Below are 19,095 nucleotides of genomic sequence, written 5' to 3'. Positions count from 1 at the left end.
AGATGAGGTTTTTTTCTGGTTTGTTTTTGGCATTGGGGCTTTTCTTTGTGGGATGCAAAGATGACAAGAAAATCGATTCCAACGCATTTTCTTCAGGCAAGGAAATGCAACAGGATGCAAAAGACGCTGCCCAAAATATTGATAAAAAAAGCTATGCGGGCTTAGAGGGGGTCTTTCAAGACACAGGCGACATTACAGCCAATGGAAAATACCTCCTTCTTGTATTTGGAAAAAACAACTGCTCTTATTGCGAAAAGCTAAAAAATGATCTCAAAAAACACAAAGACCTGCAAGAAGAGCTAAAAAAAGATTTCTCCCCCTATTACATCAACATCAGCTATGAAAAAACCCATAATTTTTCCTTCAGCGATCACCAAAGCGCAAAAGTCATGACCTCCCAGCTTGCCAATAATATCTATTCCATTCGCGTCACCCCCACTCTCATTTTTGGCGAAAAAGATGGCAAAACCATCCTAGAGATCCCTGGCTATGTGAGGCCAGAAGAATTCCAAAAAATCCTAGCCTTCATCACTGAGGGCTCCTGGAAAAAGGCAAAGGATGCAAAAGAGAGAATGGGACTTTTGCGAAAATATCTCAACTAAAAAAAGAAAATTTCAAGGAAAAAAATGAAGTTACTAAAAAGTTTTTTTTGTTCTTTCAAAGTCGTTTTACCCATGATTGCCATCTATGCGATTGCCTGTGGGGTGGGGACTTTCATCGAAAATGATTATGGCACGCGCATTGCAAAAATTGTAATCTACCAAGCCTGGTGGTTTGATGCGCTAAACATCTATCTCCTCATTGCTCTGCTTTGCTCGCTGTTATTTTCCTCTTATTGGAAGGGCAAGAAATATGGCGCTATTATTCTGCATCTTTCTTTTGTCTTCATCATCATTGGTGCAGGGATCACAAGGATCTATAGCTTTGAGGGCACCATGCACATCAGAGAGGGAGGTAGCGTGGATTTTATGATATCCCAAGACCCTACGCTAAACATCATTGCCATCAACCAAAAAGGCCAGCAGCAGGCAAAATTCTTCCAACTCCCCCTGATGGCAAATGCCAAAATCAAACCCATCAAAACAGAGATTTTTGGCAAGGAATTGCAGTTAGAAGATTTCAAGATAGCAAAAATGACTGAGCAAAAAAAGGATGATTTATTGCTCATTGACCTCACTGCACATTATGATGGCAAGACTCATGATTATCATTTTGGCAATGGAAGGGAGTTTGATCGCGGAAGCTTTGGGGATATCAAAATCTTTGTTGGCTGGGGAAATCATCAGATCTTCCTCCCCTTCAAAATCAAGCTCCAAAAATTTGAGCTTGAGCGCTATCCAGGCTCCATGAGCCCTTCTTCCTACGCCTCTGAGGTAGAGGTTTTAGACAGTGATGGCAAGACCATCATGCCCTATCGCATTTTTATGAATAATACTTTAGATTATGAGGGTTATCGCTTCTACCAATCCTCCTATGACCAAGATGAAAAAGGCACCATCCTCTCCGTCAACAAAGACCCTGGCAAGAATGTCACATATTTTGGCTATGCCCTATTAATCTTGGGAGCCATTTGGGTGCTTTTGAGCAAAAAAGGCAGATTCCATCAACTCGCAAGATTCCTGCAGCAACAAAAAATCGCAAGCCTTGCATTCTTGCTTCTTTCCACGCTTGCCCTTTTCACTCCAAGCCATGCTACTGAGCAAGCAGAGACCACGCACGCTACCAAGAATGCCAAAAATTCCACCTCTATAGACTCTTCGCAAAAATCCACATCTCTTGAAGAGGGCACCCCACCCATCCTCAATGCAGAGCAAATGGCCAAATTCCTCATCAAATTCAGAGAAAATAGCGCGGTATATGCAGAGAAATTCTCCCATCTCCAGCTCCAAAACCCCTCTGGCAGGATCGAGCCCATTGATACCATTGCTACCAACATCGTGCACAAAATCACCAAAAAGGACCATTTTTTGGGCATGAGCAACAATCAAATGTTCTTAGGCATGATGCTCTATCCTAGTATCTGGAAAAGCTTGAAAATCATCTATGTCCACGATCCTGCTATCAAAAAAATCCTAGGCCTCCCACCAAAGGATAACTATGCTTCTTTCTTGGATTTTTTCACACAGGATTTTTCCTACAAGCTCCACAATTACATCGAAGAAGCCAACCAGACCAATCCTGCAAAGCGCAGCACTTTTGATAAAAATCTTCTCAAGGTTGATGAGAGGGTAAATCTCACTTATAGCATTTTTAGCGGCGGATTCCTCAAGATCTTCCCCCTCCCCCATACACAAAAATGGCTCGATCCCCTCAATCTTTTCCAAGAAGCAGATCAACACACTGCACACCAAATCTCTAATATCCTAAAGGAATTTTTCCAGGCCTTTGATGCTGGGGTGATGGATAATGACTGGAATGGAGTGGATCTTGTGCTCCAAAAAATCTCAGAACTCCAAAAAACCTCCACCCTCTATCTGTCCGAAAAAAAACTAAAAGCAGAGATTTTCTTAAATCAAAGCAATCTTTTCAACAAGCTCATTGTGCCCTATATCTTGCTAGGGCTCTTGCTTTTTGTCCTCATGCTTGTTTGCATCATTAAAGATCGCCCACTGCACAAAGTGCTAAATCTTGGCATCTATAGCCTGGCTTTGATTCTTTTGCTCATCCACACCATCGCGCTTTTGCTGCGCTGGTATGTGAGTGATCACTCCCCCTGGAGCAACGCCTATGAATCCATGCTCTACATCGCCTGGGCCAGTGGGGTGGCAGGCATGATCTTTTTAAGGAAATACAATCTGGCATTGGCTGCGAGTCTATTTCTCGCTGGCATCAGCCTCTTTGTGGCAAATCTAGGTTTCATGGATCCCCAGATCACTCCACTAGTACCAGTGCTCAAGTCCTATTGGCTCAATATCCATGTCTCCGTCATCACAGCAAGCTATGGATTTTTAGCACTTTGCTTTATCTTGGGGGTGATTACACTTATCTTGCTAATCTTTCAAAAATTTTCCAAAACAAGTCTATTGCAATTGCAAAAAAGCATCGCTTCTCTCACTGCACTCAATGAAATGGCCATGATCCTAGGTCTTTTGATGCTCACTGTGGGGAATTTCTTGGGGGGGGTGTGGGCTAATGAATCCTGGGGGCGCTACTGGAGCTGGGATCCAAAAGAGACCTGGGCACTGATTTCCATCGGTGTCTATGCTATCATCTTGCATCTGCGCTTCATTGGATTTCAAAACATGTCCTATGTCTTTGGACTTGCTAGCGTGCTGGGATTTTATTCCATCCTCATGACATATTTTGGAGTCAATTATTATCTCTCAGGCATGCACAGCTATGCTGCTGGCGACCCCGTCCCTGTGCCCACTTTTGTGTATTTTTTCATAGCAGCCACGATTCTTTTAGCCCTCCTTGCCATCCCAAAAAAAGACAAATCCCATGCTTAAAAAATTCACTCTTAGCCTCATTATTTTGCTCCTGCTTATAGGCGGATTTGGCTACCTGCTTATTTTCACGCAGATGGGCAAATTTTTCACCAAACCCTTGCTCCAAGACTACATCTCCACACATTTTTCCAGGGATTTGGAATTGCAAGATTTTCAGATGGGATTTGGGGATGTGGGCGCACAACTCCTCTATAAAGATCTACTAAAAATCCAAGTCAAAGGAAGCTACTCTCTGCTTAGCAAGAGTTTTGATCTCACCATCAAGGGCCAGAGCTATTCCATCAAAAAAAATTTCACCCTATCAGGCAAGATTGAGGGCACCACCAAGGATTTCCTAGCCAAATTCTCTAGCAACATCGCCTCATCTCAAAGCAGCCTCATCGCGCAGTTCAAAGACTCCCGCACAGAGCACTATTATTTCCAAGGCATGGGTCTACATCTAGAAGAACTCTTACCCATCCTATCCACGCAAGTTCCGCAGCTAAAAGGAATCGCAGACATCATCATCGACAAAAGGAAAAACACAGAGGGCAGCCTCTCACTGGATCTTAGAGGGGTTTGTTTCCTAAGCAAACCCACACATTTCTCCTTCCTCAATCAACTTCTAAAACAGAGCTTTGATGGCAAAATCGAGGGCAAACTCAGAGAGGATTTTGACATCCTTGCTCAAGGAGTGCTGCGATCTAGTGCCTATGAGGCCCAACTAGAAAACCTCAATCTAACCAAAGATCACCTCAAATTAGACTATAAGCTAAACCTCCCCCAAATCTCTGCGATCAACCCCAAAGCAAAAATCCACTTTCCAGTGGAAGGCTCTGGCTCCATCAGAAAGAATCAAAAAGAGGGATTTGTGCTAGATTTTGACACACAAAGCTTTGGTGGACAGATTCATGCAAGGGTGCAAAATCAAGATTTGAAAGCAGAATTTGAGCAGAGCGATCTAGAAAAACTCCTAGTCTTTATGAAGATCCCACAGAATTTCAATGGCAGGGTCGATGGGACACTGGATTATTCCCTGCCCACTGGCAAGGGCAAATTTGATGGGGTTTTGAGCGATTTTTCTATCAAGACCAATGTGTTTTTTGATCTCATCGCTAGATACACACACTTCAAAATCAGCTCTGAGCAATTTGATGATGCTCCGCTTCACATTGACTTTGACAAAAGACATGCGACCCTAAAAAACCTCTCCCTCCAAAGCCAAAACATGGGATTTCGCAGCGATGCGCTAGAATTAGATCTAGAAAAAATGACACTGGATGCACCACTAACCATGCGCATCAAAAATAGCTCCATTGGCTTCCATCTCCAGGGCAATATCAATAATCTCTACACAAAATTCGAACTCCGAGACATTTTGCGATTGGATCGAAAATAACCCTCCTTTAGCAAAAAAACGCTCTCAAACTCCCACACCACTGTGGGAGGAGTGATATCCCTGAATCCTCATACCAAGAGAGAAAGAAGGGCAACTTAGAGTAATGTGAGGGAAGCATTTGAAATCCTCCCCAATGTGGAGGAGGATAAGCGAGTAGAAAATTATTGCAGGAGGGAATCTGCTGGAGTGTAGGGAAGGTTGAAGCTCTGGCTCACGCCCTGGTAGGTGATTTTGCCCTGGTAGGTGTTTAGCCCCTGCAAGATTGCAGGATTTTTTAAGCACGCCTCCTTAGCCCCTAGATTTGCAATCATGAGCCCATAGGGTAGCGTGGTATCTGTGAGTGCGAGTGTGGCAGTCTTTGCTACAGCGCCTGGCATATTTGCCACACAATAATGCACAACCCCATCCACCTCAAAAACAGGATTATCATGGGTGGTGGCATGAGAGGTTTCAAAGCAGCCTCCCTGATCGATGGCCACATCCACCACCACAGCGCCCTTTTTCATAAATTTGAGATCTTCTTTTTTGAGCAGTTTTGGCGCCTTGGCCCCGGGGATAAGTACCGCTCCAATTAGCACATCTGTATCCTTGAGACATTCCAAAAGATTCCCGCGATTGCTAAAGAGAGTTTTTATGCGCATGTCAAAAATCTGATCAATATAGGCTAGGCGATTAACATCAATATCTAGCACACGCACCTCAGCACCAATTCCCGCAGCGATCTGGGCGGCATTAAATCCCACGCCACCACCTCCCAGGATGGTCACCTTGCCATTTTGCGTGCCAGGCACCCCGCTTAGCAAAATCCCACCCCCGCCAAAAGTCTTTTCACTATATTTGGCCGCCTGAATCACAGAGAGACGCCCAGCAATAGAGCTCATGGGTACAAGACAGGGCAGGAGATTGCCCACCTTGATGGTCTCATAAGCAATGGCTGTAATCTTTTTCTCCAAAAGCATGTCTGTGAGCTCGCGATCTGCAGCCAAATGCAAATAGGTATAGAGGATCTGCCCCTCTTTGAAAAAATGATATTCCTCTTTTATGGGTTCTTTTACCTTGATGATCATCTGGGCTTTTTCAAACAATGTCTTTTTATCTGTGAGAATCGCACCAGACCTTTCATAATCCCCATCCTCAAATCCAATGGCTACACCCGCACCCCTTTCTACATAGATCTCATGGCCATGCTCCTTGTATTCTGCAACATTTGCCGGGGTGAGCCCCACACGATATTCCTGATTTTTAATCTCTTTTGGACAACCAATAATCATTTATTCCTCCTAAACTTTGATGATAAATCCGCTGATAAATACAGCCAAAATCACAAAAGGGATGATGTATCTCACATATCCCAACCATATCCGCGCCAACATTGATGGCTCTTGCTTCCCATTATCAAGCTCTTTGATGGCTTCGCGATTGAGCACCCAGCCCACAAAGATACTCGAGCCCAACGCAGTGAGCACGAAAAAAATATTCCCGCTAATAAAATCAAAAGCATCAAAAATATTTCTGCCAAAAATTCTAATATCCTCCCATGGCCCATATGTCAGCACGCAGGGGATGTTTCCCAGCAAAAAAATTCCAATTAGTGTAGCATTAATCGCGCTATTTTTGGAAAAATGAAATTTTTCCTGCAGGACACTGATAATCACCTGATAGATGGTAATAGAAGTAGCCAGAGCTGCTGTCAAAAGCAATACAAAAAACACGATGGCAAAAAAGCTGCCAAATTGCATCTGCGAAAATGCGATGGGCAGGCTTTTGAAGACCAGCGATGGCCCAGAATCTGGCTCCAACCCCACACTAAATAGAGAGGGGAAGATCATAAATCCCGCCATAACCGCAATGATGGTGTTGATGATGCCTGTGATGGCAGCAGTTTTGAAGAGCTGTTCTTTTTTGTTGAGATGAGAAGAGAGCGTGATCATCACACCAAATCCCAGAGAGAGCGCAAAAAAGACTTGGCCTAGCACATACAAAAATATAGATGGAGTGATTTTGGAAAAATCTGGGATGAGATAAAACTTCACACCAGCTAGTGCACCATCTAGCGTAAGATTGCGCACCACCATGCCAATGAGACAGATGAGCAAAAGGGGCATAAGATACTTCATCGAGCGTTCAATCCCATCAATCACACCCTTCCGCAAGATAAACCAATTGATCGCTACAAAGATAAATGTATACAGCCCAATCATAAAAGGAGAATGCTCAATGCTCTCATAATAAAAAGCCGAGGTGGCCTCTTTGGTGATAGGGGTGGAGAGATCTAGGCTGCCTTGCATCCCAAACAGCGAGCCAGCAATATTTACGATGTAAGAGATCACCCAGCCTCCTAGCACCATGTAATAGGCCATGATGCCAAAAGATCCAATCATTCCCATATAACCCAAAATCTTCCATGCTCTTGTGATGGGGATATTTTGGGCTTTTGGGCCAAATGCATCCACAGAATTTGTATGCGCGCGCCTGCCAATGACATTCTCCACCAAAATCATGGGAACCCCGATCAAAATCATCGCGATACAAAACACCAACACATAAGCGCCTCCGCCATGCTCCCCCACCATATAAGGAAATCGCCAAGTCGCACCAAAACCAATGGTGGCCCCTGCCACCGTCAAAATATAGGTAAGTTGACTAGACCAAGTTTGTCGCTTCAAAATAAACTCCTTGAGATAGCAATTTGAATCAAAAATTCACTATAACCACAAAAAAAATCTTTACCTTTTAGAAAAAAGCTTTTTTACCTTCCTTGCATCAAAAATGTTTCTTTAATTCCCAAAATTTAGGAAAAAGTGCTATGATTCCCGCTTGAATCAATCTCAAAAAGGAGTAAAAATGAAAAAGCTTTTTACACTCATTATGACCCTATTCATGGCCCATGCCATCACCCCACAAGAAACCCTCAAAAAAGCCCTAGACACAGGACTCAAACCCATCCCTGAGGGCAAGACACTAGAGGACTATCAGCTGAAAAAAGCAAAAGAGCTCAACACAGGATACAAAAATCTCATGACCCCAGCCCAGATTGAACTGGGCAAAAAACTCTATTTTGATCCTCGTTTAAGCAATTCCAACCTCATCTCTTGTAATACCTGCCACAACCTAGGACTTGGCGGCGTGGATCTCATCCCCAGCGCAGTTGGCAACAAATGGCAGCCCAATCCCAAGAGCCTCAACTCCCCCACTGTTTATAATTCTGTCTTTAATAATTTCCAGTTCTGGGATGGAAGATCCCATGATCTAGGCAATCAAGCCCAGGGCCCGCTTCAAAACCCCGTAGAGATGGCTGCCAGCCCAGAACTAGTGGTGCAAAAAATCCTCTCCATGCCAGATTATGTTAAAGAATTCAAAAAAGCCTATGGCAACAAAGTCAAAATCGATTTTAAGCTCATCGCTGACACCATTGCGATGTTTGAAGAGACTCTAGTCACCCCAAGCCGCTATGATGATTTCCTCAGAGGAAATGTCAAGGCACTAAGCAAAGAAGAGCTTGAGGGTCTCAATCTCTTTATCGACAAAGGCTGTACAGGCTGCCACAATGGCATCAACCTAGGCGGAACCATGCAGCCCTTTGGCATCGTCAAACCTTATAAATTCGCAAATGTTGGTGGATTCAAAGGCGATAAAAACAACATGGTAAAAGTCCCTACGCTGCGCAATATCGCAGAGACCATGCCCTACTTCCATAATGGCCAATTCTGGGATGTCAAAGATGCCATCAAAGAAATGGGTGCCATCCAGCTTGGCATCAACATCAATGATGCAGACGCCAAGAAAATCGAAGTTTTCTTTGACGCACTCACTGGCTCCAAACCAAAAATCATCTACCCCATCTTGCCTGCTGGCCTTCCTAGCACACCCAAACCCCATCTCTAATGCCTTGCCCGCGCTGAGTTATTTTAATTTTGCTCGCGGGTTTAGCGCGTATGCGGGCGGGATTGATGGATACGTTACTGCTCTCCTGGCTAGTATTTTACGCTCCTGGCTATTTTTAGTGCTGCCCGTGGGCGCAGGTCTGAGTGTAAGTGGCTCATCTCCTCACAATCTCGCGCTACTGCTCTCCCTGTTTTATTTTTTCAAACTCCCCGCCGCCCTCCACTATCCATTTTATCCAACGCTGTTTTTTTTCATTCCTCTCCCCTCTCTTAGTTTTTGAAAGTCCCAGCTCAATTTTCAAAATCTCTACGCGCTTTTTTGCTTCTTTTTAGTAATTCTTCTCATATTTTAGAAATTGCAAAATGAAAATGTTTTGCTTTGATTTTTTTACACATGATAGAATCACGTGGCCCATTTCAAATCATTTCACAAAAAGGATAAAACATGAAAAAAATCGCATTAGCAGGACTGCTCTTTGCAGCGGCAAATGCAAACACCAATAGCAGCGGGTTCTTTTTGGGTCTTAGCGGAGGGATCCTCATTGGCACCAAGACCTATGGTGGCGCGATGGAAAAAAATCAAATGGTGCTACCCTCCACAACGAGCGTGGGCTGGAATGTAGGTGTGGATGCGGGCTACAAGCAGGCTTTTTCTGATCTCAATGGCTTGAAATACTACATCAGCTACAACTATGGTGCCAGCTATGGCAAGGGAGCAGGTGGGGACAACAATGTCATCCAAGTCAATGCAAACATTCAAGAGACCCTACTTGTCGCAAACATCGATTATTATCACCATCTATCAAAATCCCTAAGTGCCTATGTAGGCGTAGGACTGGGCTATCAGGCAGTCAATCCCATTTGGAAAGTGGCAGATAACAATCTCTTTTCAGCTTCAAATTTTGCCATTGGTGGCAGCGGACAGGGTGGCCTTGCCCTCCCCATCAATGTGGGCGTAAACTATGATTTCAACCAAAAGCATAGTCTCTCACTGGGAGCAAAGCTCCCGGTTTTAAGCCTGGATTATCGTCTGAAAAATGTACCAACGGGCTATGATGTCAAGACAAATGCTACTACCTCGGGGGATGGGTCTGTGAAATTCCGCGGCTACATCGTGCAAATCAGTTACCACTACAAATTCTAAACACCATGTGTTTTTTTGGCTTTTTCCCAACCCAAGGGGTTGGGTGATTTTTTTATGATTTTTGTAGCATCTGCTATTTTTTACACTTCTTTGCACCCCGTGCTTTTTTCATGATGCATGAAACTTGCGCCTGCACAAAAAAGAAAAGCTTTCAAGCAAGATTGAAAAAGATTAAAAAACAAAAGCCAAAATAAGAGCAGATTTCCCACGCAGGCCATGAGGCTGCGATATCCAAACAGGGGGAGAGTTATGACAAATTCCAAAAGCCTCATTTTGATTATATTATTTGCATGCATCACGCTATCCACACTCTATCTCTATCGTTTTTTTTTGGTAGATGCACTCATTGCGGGACTTATTTGTATCGCCACCTTTGGACTCAAAGAACGCCTCTATAACATCTTGCGCTCAAACCTCCTAGCCACGCTTAGCATTGAAATCTTCTTGATGCTATTCTTTGTCCTGCCTCTGGTGTTTCTCATCCAGCAGTCCATTATGTTTTTTTCTGCGCTCAAGGCCCAAGACATCCTCTATTATTTCCAGTCTAGCAGAGAGGGAATCAAGGAGATTCTTTCCAATTTCCCCATGATTACAGCCCATATCCAAACTCTGCTGCAAAATCTCTCTGCCCAGAAAATCGCTGAGCTAAGCCTTAGTGTTAGCTCTTATATTGGCAGCGAGAGTCTGCATTTTTTTATGGATCTTGGCTTTATTTTGCTGTTTTTATTTTTGTTTTTTTATCATGGTAGGAGCATCTATCTTGGCATCCTGCGCGCTCTGCCCCTTAATATCAAACAAGGTCATCATATTTTTGAGGAGGTGAGCAGTGTGCTCAAGATCGTTTTGCTAACCTCGCTTGTCAATATGATTTTGCAAGGCCTGGCCTTTGGCATCTTTTTGTCATTTTTCCATTACAAGCATGCGCTGATTTTGGGGATTTGCTATGGCATCGCTTCCCTAGTCCCTGTAGTGGGTGGAGCACTTGTATGGATCCCGGTGGCAGGCTTTGAGATCTTTTTGGGACATTTCCAGCATGCCATCATCATCTCACTCTATGCACTCATCTTCATCGCCTTTGTGATTGACAATGTCATCAAACCCATCATCATCACTTTCTTCAATCACAAATTACTAAGCAAGCCCCTCAAAATCAATGAGCTCATCATCTTTTTTGCCATTTTTGCAGGGTTTAGCACATTTGGATTTTGGGGGATCTTGTTAGGCCCTGCAATCACGGCGTTTTTTATCGCTCTATGGCGGTTATATCAGCGCCGCTTCAAAATTTAAGTGCAAAATTTGAATTTTCCACTATAATAAAAGCGCCATGAGTGTATACATGCTCATGGGATTGATTTACAAAAAAATTTTTAAGGATTAAAAATGAAAGTAAAATTTAAATCTCAAGAAATCTCTCTAGCAGGAGAACCAAAAAAAGTAAACGAAAATGCGCCTGAAGTCACTCTCGTAGGCAAGGATCTCTCCGAAGTAAAAATTGGTGGAGCGCAGGGCAAATATCAGATCATCAATGTCGTACCAAGCCTAGATACAGAGGTTTGCGCAATCCAAGCAAAAAATTTCAACAAAAAAGCCAGTGAACTTGAAAATGCCAGTGTCTTTGTGGTTTCGGTGGACCTTCCCTTTGCACAGGGTCGATTCTGCTCCACTGAAGGTATAGAAAATCTCACTGTAGCCAGTGATTTTAGAGATCATGCCTTTGGTAAAGAATATGGCTTGAGAATCGGCGAAGGCCCACTTGCAGGCCTGCTTACAAGAGCTGTGATCGTGGTGGACCCACATGGTAAAATCATCTATCAAGAAATCAGTGAAGAGATCACTCACGAGCCCAACTACGATGCCCCGCTAAAAGTCATCCACTGATTGCATGCCCTCTTCTCAAAGAGGGTTTTTGCATTTGTTACACCCACTATTTTTCCCATTGCACCCCAAACCCGCCGCATTTTTTATCGGGATAAAATTCCCGTGTATGCCTCATAAAATTTCGCCCAATTTCAGACACCTCCTCCCACAACCCTTGAAAAAGAAAATCAAACTCTCCAAAAATCCATCTTGAGCACAGAGGTCAGAAAGGGACATTTCTAAACTTTTTCTGGTAGTATAGGGAGTTTGGGTGGCCCCATGCTAGGGGAACATGGCGGCTCTCAGATGGGCCAAAGGAATTTGGCTGGATTTCATACAAAGGAGTGAACTTGAAAAAGATCTTGATATTTTTGGCATTTTTAGCCCAGACCTTCGCAATTCCACAAGAAAAAGGGCATAGCGATACATTTGATAGCAAGAGTCTCCATGGAGCAAAAGTCGCATATCTAAACACAGATAGTCAAAACCACAAAGACCAAAGAATCAGCACCAAACAAGCAAAACAAGAGAAGAAATACCAGGGGCAAGATGCGCACCATCGACAAAATCACGGACTTGAGCGCAAGCAGACAAGACAGGAGTTGGAGGCACAAAGAAAACACCAATACCAACAGCAAAGAGAGAAAAAAGAAGCACAGATACTACAAAGAGAGCGCAAGAAAAGAGAAGAGATTGCGCGAAAACATGCACAGATCGCTGAAAAAGAACACAAAAAAAGAGAAAAAAAATAAAAGATTGAATGCTCACACCACAAGGGATGCAGCCCATAGGCTCTATCTTACGGTTTTTATAAATATCCCCCTACTTTGATCGCGTGGGCTTTTCTCACGCGATCTGATTTTTAAGAACTCACCCCATAGACAGGGTATTTGGTATTCATAGACCTCTAACCTTGCAGTTTTTGCAAAATCACCCCTACTATTTTTTGTCTCTTTATTGTTTTCTTATATCTTTTATTCCTGCTTGGTATTATCACTTTCTTGGCTTTATGTGCTACTCTCATCTTTTTTGATGCTATTTGGTGTTTGCACACCAATCCTTGGTTTATATTTCTTATTCTCACCAAAGCTATAGCGATATCCCACATTGAATTGATAATTGGTGATGAAGGAGCCACCAAAGCTTCTCTCTAGGTCAATATAGACTCGGTGATGGTCTTTGATGAGGAAGTTAGTCCCCAGATTGAGCAAGAAGCCATTGCCTGAGACAAAGGGAGTGAGTGTAGTGGCAGAATATGCAGATACTAGGTTGACCTGTCCACCACTGATATAGGTACCTCTATAGAATGTACCTAGATAAATCTCAGATTTAAAGCCCTTGCCCTCTGTGAATTTATCAAACTTATAGCCAAAGCTAGCACCTGCACGAGTTCGCACTGTAATAATGGCTTCCTGCTTGCCAAAGAGAGTGTTATTATTGAGCGCTTGGGTGAATTGATTGCTATTGAAATAACCCAGTGCCACCTCTCCTTGTGGTGTGATATACCATTCATTATTCTCTCCTAGCAAGAAGCGATAACCAATCTCCTCTGAGAAGGTGAAGGCAGCATTATTGGTGTTGTATTTGTTATTCTGTCCTTGCATCTGCAGGGATGTAGAAATGATGCTTAGCTTTATCACACTATCACTATAAAATCCATTGAGCCATTTGGTATCTTTGCTTGCACCATCTTGTACATAGGAGTTATACAGTGCAATTTCCAGTGCATTGCTATTGCCATCCTTGAGTCCAAAGACTTGATTTTCAAACACAAAGTTCTTAGTGCTAGTGATTGCATTGGCATAGCTAATGGCAAATCCTAGATAGTTATTGGCTCCTTCACTTCCAAAGGCATAGTCATAACCCCCCTGCAGCGTGGTGTAGAGAGATTTACTATCTACTGCAAATCTTGTAACCTGCTCACCATTAAAGAGCCTAATCCATAGACCATTGGCATTGGGATTATTTCTAAGCTCTCCTAGGCGTTTATTGAGGCTATTGATATTGGCTAGATAGAGCTGATATCCACTAGCAAGTGCTGCTAGAGTAGCATCCCTTGCTCCTGCCATGAGGCTAATGGTTCTATCTGCTAGATTGGTGTAATAATAAGCATTGCCATTTACATCTTTGCGACCCAAAGTAAAGATGCCTTGATCAAAGCCTTGGATACTTGTGATTTTTGTAGTATCTCCTTGCTTATTCAAGCCATTGAAGATCACAGAATTTGCTGCGCCATTTTTGACTTCTGCAAGGACTGCATATTGGGGGCTCTTACTTGAGCTATTGGCATTAATAAATCCAATGCTAAGTGTCTCATTGAGCACATTTGCAGGGGTTTGAGTAGCTGAAGGCGCAGGGGTAGCTAGAGCGCCACTGACAGAGAAGGAGCCTGGCTGGGTAACAGAAATTCTCTGAAATCCATTCCCACTATCTGCCGCCTTGGTAGAATCACTAGCTCCACCATTGGGAGTGCTTGCAGTGCTATTTTGATTGGCACCTTCTATGATGATCCTATCACTTCCTCCAGCAACTACAACTGTGCTAGTACTGCCTTGAGTCTTGCCAGTGCCTGCTGCTGTGGTGGTTTTGCCAATATCCTCTATGCTAGCAAAGGCATTGTTTTTGCCAGTTCCTAAATCTTTGGTGGTGCCCATTACTTTGAAATCAACGTGATTTGCAGTGATGTTTTTGATGGTGAGTGTGCGGAAGGTGGTATTTATGCTTCGCTCTTGTTTATTTCCTGCTAGAGAGACCACAGCTCCATAAGTGTCCTTATCTGAGCTTAGGGTGTTGATGGTCCCACCCTGACCATGGATCTCAATCACAGATCTATTTACCAATGCCACATTGAGATTTGCATTATTTGCTGCCCCAAAGGCTTGTTGTGCTGTGATATTGAGCGTGGTGTTTGCTGCTAGGGAGATGTTAGTATTTTGTGCTGCATAGATTCCATAGTTATTGCTATCTAGGATTGTATTTCCTAGCTTAAATTGTGCATTAGCCACATTACCATAGAGGCTAGCCTGTGTATTATTGCTTCCAGTAGAGCCACTGCTATCTTTTCCATTCCCAGCAGTTGTGCTAAAGCTCACAGCACTAGTATTATTGCTGCCTACGATACTGACATTCTTGCCTACAATGAGGGTTCCCACACTTCCATCTACAATCACTGGGCCAGCACTACCGGCTTTAGTAGAAGTGGCATGAATGATGAGTTGTCTGACATCTGTACTTCCTGTCTTTGCTCCTGTGGTGCTTGCAGGACCTGCAGAGAGTTTGAGGGCACCGCCATCTGGATCGATCCCCCTAGCTGTATTTCCTATAAGCAGGAGTGCAAGATTGTCATTGAGAGTGATATTTCCACCACCCCTAATCCCTACCACATTAATATTGCTTGTTTGTCCAGCACCAGCTAACACAACAGCCCTAGTAGACTGAGCACCGCCACCTTGAACAACCGAGACAGTAGGATTTCCACTTACCGCAATCGCAGTAGCGCCTACAACATTCAATTCCGCCTTTGCTCCCGCCAAAGAAATCCCCGTAAAACTTCCACTTCCATTGCTATTACTAGCAGCATTTTTGACTTCTAGATTCCCGCTAATATCAGCGCTCTGTGCTACACCAAGCCCCACTAGCTTAGAGCTAGCGCCACCATTAGCAAGGATAACGGTATTATTACTACTATTTCCAAATTGATAGTTCGCACCTGAAAGATTGCTATAAATCACAGGATTCCCATCCTTAACACTTGGTCCTGCACTACCTGCGATGATGCGCACGCCTTCTTTGATGATGAGAGAACCTCCACCGTTAGTTGAGGGATCCTTTGTTGCGCCATTTGAAGAAGTTACATCATTGCCCCCCACTCCTACGGCAATTACTGCTCCATTGCTTCCAAGACTGGTAAAGACAATTGTTCCTCTACCTGCAAGGTTTAGAGTGTGATTCTCCTTCACTAAAACACCATAGCTATAAAATGGGGTAGCGCCATCGCTATTTCCTGCTGCATTGCCAGCACCACTGTCAGATTTCTCACCAGAGAGATTAAAGGTAAGTTGCGTTGGAATTGTTTCATTTTCCCCACCTAATACAAGCGTAGTGCTTGTATTAGGAATTAGCGCTGCGGGAGGCGCTACTCTCTCTGTTTGTGCCAAAGTAGTGGTAGTGGAATCTTGACTCCCTTGCGTAGTTTGAGCGGTCTGCCCGCTAGTTGCATCCGATCTTCCAGCTTCACCACTTTGAACTCCAGTGCTTCCACTACTTCCAGTAGGACCCTGATCGCTGGGTTGAGTTTGAGGTGCAGGAGCGGGTGTAGGCTTGCTCGCTGTGGGTGCAGAAGGAGGAGTAGCAACACCCAAAATACCAACGGCCACTCCCTTAGTATTAGCAACAGTAAACTCTGCATTTCCTTGGAAGGTTGTTTTGCCAGTACCTAGTAGCACACCAGCAAGACTTGGATTTGCGGGTGCTTTAGTAGAGCTTGCAGAATCACTTCCTCCAGAGGAAAGATCACTAGAAGAAAAGCTAGCAATGGTTTTAGCACTTCCACTACCAAAATCATAGATATATTTTCCCATTTCATCCTGGATGATTGCTTCAAAACCAGGAATTGGTTTTACTCCCACAGTAATCGTGCTATTTTGCATTGTGAGCGTGCCAGAGAGATTTTGGAGTACATATGCAGCGCCACTGCTTCCAGTTCTAGCCCCACTAGCACTTCCATCGCTTCCATTTCCAGTTTTTCCACCTTGCCCTGCTTCAAGGGTTCCAACTTGTATGTTAGAGTTTATAATCTTGCTATTTCCTTCATTAGAGATCGCAGTAGCATTGCCACCCCTCCCTCCCATCTGCCCACTTCCTCCATTTCCACCATCGCCACCCTTGACAATCAGATCAAATTTTCCACTACCAAGTGTCCCACCTTTGAGCGCGATGCCTATGGCACTTCCCCCACCTCCTCCAATTCCTCCTGTGGTGCTTTCACCTTTTACACTGCTCCCTGCGTTGCCAAGAAAACCATCTGCAAAAACATACAATATATTATCATTGCTTCCTGCTCTATCAGAGAAGAGTGCACCGCCACTATGAATGCTGATACCGCTGACCACTGTATTCTCCACAGACTCCGTTGTATTGGGTGCACCACCAGCTAAAAAATTTCCCTGAGCTTGCACAGCACCCTGAGTAATATTCATTCCGACCAAAGATCCGCTTTCTTTTGTTCTGATAACCAAAGTAGAATTTTTGCTACCAAATTGAAATTGAGAGACGAAAGAAGGATCAGTAGTATTCACAACAATCCCTGTATAGGTATTTGCATTTGTGCTTCCTGTTGGCATACTCCCTACAACAATCTGGGCACCATCCTCGATTGTCAGATTCCCCCCGCCAACATTACTATTCACAGGAGTGGGGGCTCCTCCACTAGCCCCACTGCCAGCAGTAGTTGTGCTATCATTTTTGATGATGTACACACCGCCATTTTTTCCCGTCTCTGCCCCTGCTGATGTATCCCCTTGCTCCATATGCCCAAAGAGAATCTGTCCCCTACCAGCAAGGGTAATGCCCTTGCTCTGCTCACCCAAAAAAATCCCAATAGCATTGCCACCATCACCACTAGTCCCTGTATTACCAGCGCCCCCATTGCCAGCAATGAGTTTTTCAAAAATAATTTGATTGGCCGTACTAGTTTGCTTAGTACCACCATCACTACTAGCAGTACCATTTCCAAAGTGAAGAGCTACATTCGAAGTATCATTACCCTGGATCCCAATAGCATTGCCTCCATTGCCTCCCTTGCCTCCATTAATCGCAGCTCCAGCATTCCCTCCTTGAATGTTTGCAAACTTCAGTACTCCAGAAAAAGTCGCATTATTTGCCATCCATACTCCGATGGCAGATCCTCCGCTCTCCCCATTTTGAGAATCGGGAGTAGTGGCAGTGCCAGGATTGCGTATTACACCCCCGCCTCCAGTTCTTCCCTCTTTTCCTTGGATGTTTGTAAAAGTAGTAGTACCAAAGTTGTAAATCAGGCCAGTTGCGCCATTGCTGCTGCCACTTCCTCCACTGCTAGCTGCTGGACCATTGTAGATCCCATAACTCGCACCACTAGCTAGAGTCCCTCCGCTAGCCCCAGCGGAAGAGTCTGCACTGCGTGCTTGGGGTTGTGTGGCAGTTGTGCTCTGCCCATCAACAGCTATAGAAACCTTATCAAAGGTCAGACTCCCTCCAGTAAAATTGATGATTTTATCCCCTGCTTTGAATCCTTTAAATAATATGCTGCCATCACTAGTGCTTGGGGTGGTGGCTGTGCCACCTCCTCCACTGCTAGTAGTATTATTTTTACCCGTAATGATAAGTCCAACATCGGATTGCGCATCACTAGCCAGGCCAATTCCTGTATTTGTCCCTGTAGTAACACTACTTGTCACTGTTACTGTAGAGGTATTTTGTTTTAAATGCGCTGTAATAGGATTTGTTGTAGCGCTTGTAGGTTTGAATTCAATGGCTGTTTGATTGGGAGTAGTGATATTAATCGTTTCAGGAATTTCTTTCTTATCAGAGTCAATGGTAATGGGGGCATTGCTTGTGGTAGTGCTTGCTTGAGCCAAAGCAGTTTGTAGAGTAAATGCCAACGTAGAGGCGATGAAGCAAGAGGAGCCAAAGGCCCTTAAGGGCCTTTTGAAATAGCCTATACTAGGAGCATTGGCTATATCTGTGCAATCATTTTTATTTGTGCTGCTATTTGCCCAGGTTTTCTCCGCCCAAGAAGGTTGATGGAATTTTTTATTCATAATGAGAAGTCTCCTCAGAATTAAATTTTTTGGCATTTTCCCATAACTTTTAGCAAAAATCAAGATTTTGGCGAAAGTTGTTGGAGGGGCAAGGGTTTAGTGTTTTGCGTGTGGTTATTCCTCTCAAGCAAACCTGATAGCAGCGAGAAAACCCACCTGCTAAGACACCTGCAAAAAACAGCGATAGACAAAAGTACAGTGATAGCAAATCTAGAAAGTGATACTTAAGGATTTAGGGTAATAGCAAAGCAATAAAAAGCAATAATAAATTTCCATTGAGGAGAATTTTTGAGATAAAAAATGTATTTTTATGCAAAAAATTCCCATTTGATAGAAATTTTTGTCATTTTTTTAAAAAAACTGGATTTTCTTTCAAAAAAGATTGCATGACTAGAGCTGCTATATCCCTCTGTTAGGGAGATGCAGCAAAATGCACCCCCCCCCCCCCCGCAAAACTCCTACAAATTTGTTTTCTGTTTCTCTATAAAACTATTTTGATTAATAATTATCAATTTCTTTTAATCTTTTTGTATAACTCCATCCATAACAACTTTCGCCAAAATCTTGATTTTTGCTAAAAGTTATG

At 43.6% G+C, this 19,095-nt stretch carries 11 protein-coding genes; 8 read left to right on the top strand and 3 right to left on the bottom strand.

Features of this window, described 5'->3' with window-relative positions:
* Positions 1-2: 2 nt before the first annotated feature.
* From DQN48_RS00745 to DQN48_RS00735, 3 genes are read left to right on the top strand one after another with little or no spacing between them, the layout of a single operon-like run.
* Entirely contained in the window at positions 3-602 is a 600-nt protein-coding gene (locus DQN48_RS00745; RefSeq protein WP_013022486.1) for a SoxW family protein, read from the top strand.
* A 24-nt stretch (positions 603-626) separates the two neighbouring features.
* Positions 627-3,449, top strand: a complete 2,823-nt coding sequence (gene ccsA / locus DQN48_RS00740; protein ID WP_013022485.1) for a cytochrome c biogenesis protein CcsA — start codon at positions 627-629, stop codon at positions 3,447-3,449.
* The gene (locus tag DQN48_RS00735) at positions 3,442-4,827 is read left to right on the top strand and encodes a hypothetical protein (RefSeq protein WP_013022484.1); all 1,386 of its coding nucleotides are present in this window, start codon (positions 3,442-3,444) and stop codon (positions 4,825-4,827) included. The genes ccsA and DQN48_RS00735 overlap by 8 nt, the downstream gene beginning before the upstream one ends.
* 161 nt (positions 4,828-4,988) lie before the next feature.
* Here DQN48_RS00735 and ald read toward each other — a convergent pair whose 3' ends face one another.
* Positions 4,989-6,098 carry an alanine dehydrogenase gene (gene ald, locus DQN48_RS00730; protein WP_013022483.1) on the bottom strand — a complete coding sequence of 370 codons (1,110 nt, stop codon included), beginning with the start codon at positions 6,096-6,098 and terminating at the stop codon, positions 4,989-4,991.
* Positions 6,099-6,107: 9 nt separating this feature from the next.
* A complete protein-coding gene (locus DQN48_RS00725; RefSeq protein ID WP_013022482.1) occupies positions 6,108-7,493 on the bottom strand; it encodes a sodium-dependent transporter in 1,386 nt (461 codons plus the stop codon).
* Positions 7,494-7,671: 178 nt separating this feature from the next.
* Here DQN48_RS00725 and DQN48_RS00720 point away from each other — a divergent pair, with 178 nt between their 5' ends.
* The 5 genes from DQN48_RS00720 to DQN48_RS00700 all read left to right on the top strand — a co-directional run bounded on the left by DQN48_RS00720 (position 7,672) and on the right by DQN48_RS00700 (position 12,464).
* On the top strand, positions 7,672-8,712 hold the full coding sequence (locus tag DQN48_RS00720; protein ID WP_013022481.1) for a cytochrome-c peroxidase: 1,041 nt from the start codon (positions 7,672-7,674) through the stop codon (positions 8,710-8,712).
* A gap of 444 nt (positions 8,713-9,156) precedes the next feature.
* A complete protein-coding gene (locus DQN48_RS00715; RefSeq protein WP_013022480.1) occupies positions 9,157-9,855 on the top strand; it encodes an outer membrane beta-barrel protein in 699 nt (232 codons plus the stop codon).
* A gap of 249 nt (positions 9,856-10,104) precedes the next feature.
* On the top strand, positions 10,105-11,142 hold the full coding sequence (locus DQN48_RS00710) for an AI-2E family transporter (RefSeq protein WP_013022479.1): 1,038 nt from the start codon (positions 10,105-10,107) through the stop codon (positions 11,140-11,142).
* Between the two features lie 93 nt (positions 11,143-11,235).
* Complete coding sequence (gene tpx / locus DQN48_RS00705; RefSeq protein ID WP_013022478.1) at positions 11,236-11,733, top strand: thiol peroxidase; 498 nt, start codon at positions 11,236-11,238, stop codon at positions 11,731-11,733.
* Between the two features lie 329 nt (positions 11,734-12,062).
* On the top strand, positions 12,063-12,464 hold the full coding sequence (locus DQN48_RS00700; RefSeq protein WP_013022477.1) for a hypothetical protein: 402 nt from the start codon (positions 12,063-12,065) through the stop codon (positions 12,462-12,464).
* Positions 12,465-12,719: 255 nt separating this feature from the next.
* Here DQN48_RS00700 and DQN48_RS00695 read toward each other — a convergent pair whose 3' ends face one another.
* On the bottom strand, positions 12,720-18,509 hold the full coding sequence (locus tag DQN48_RS00695) for an autotransporter outer membrane beta-barrel domain-containing protein (RefSeq protein ID WP_013022476.1): 5,790 nt from the start codon (positions 18,507-18,509) through the stop codon (positions 12,720-12,722).
* Between the last annotated feature and the right edge of the window lie 586 nt (positions 18,510-19,095).

Origin of the sequence: Helicobacter mustelae (genome assembly GCF_900476215.1) — a bacterium.
Lineage (GTDB): Bacteria > Campylobacterota > Campylobacteria > Campylobacterales > Helicobacteraceae > Helicobacter_H > Helicobacter_H mustelae.
The sequence above is the reverse complement of the archived record's forward strand: the minus strand, read 5'-3'. Positions and strand labels throughout refer to the sequence as shown.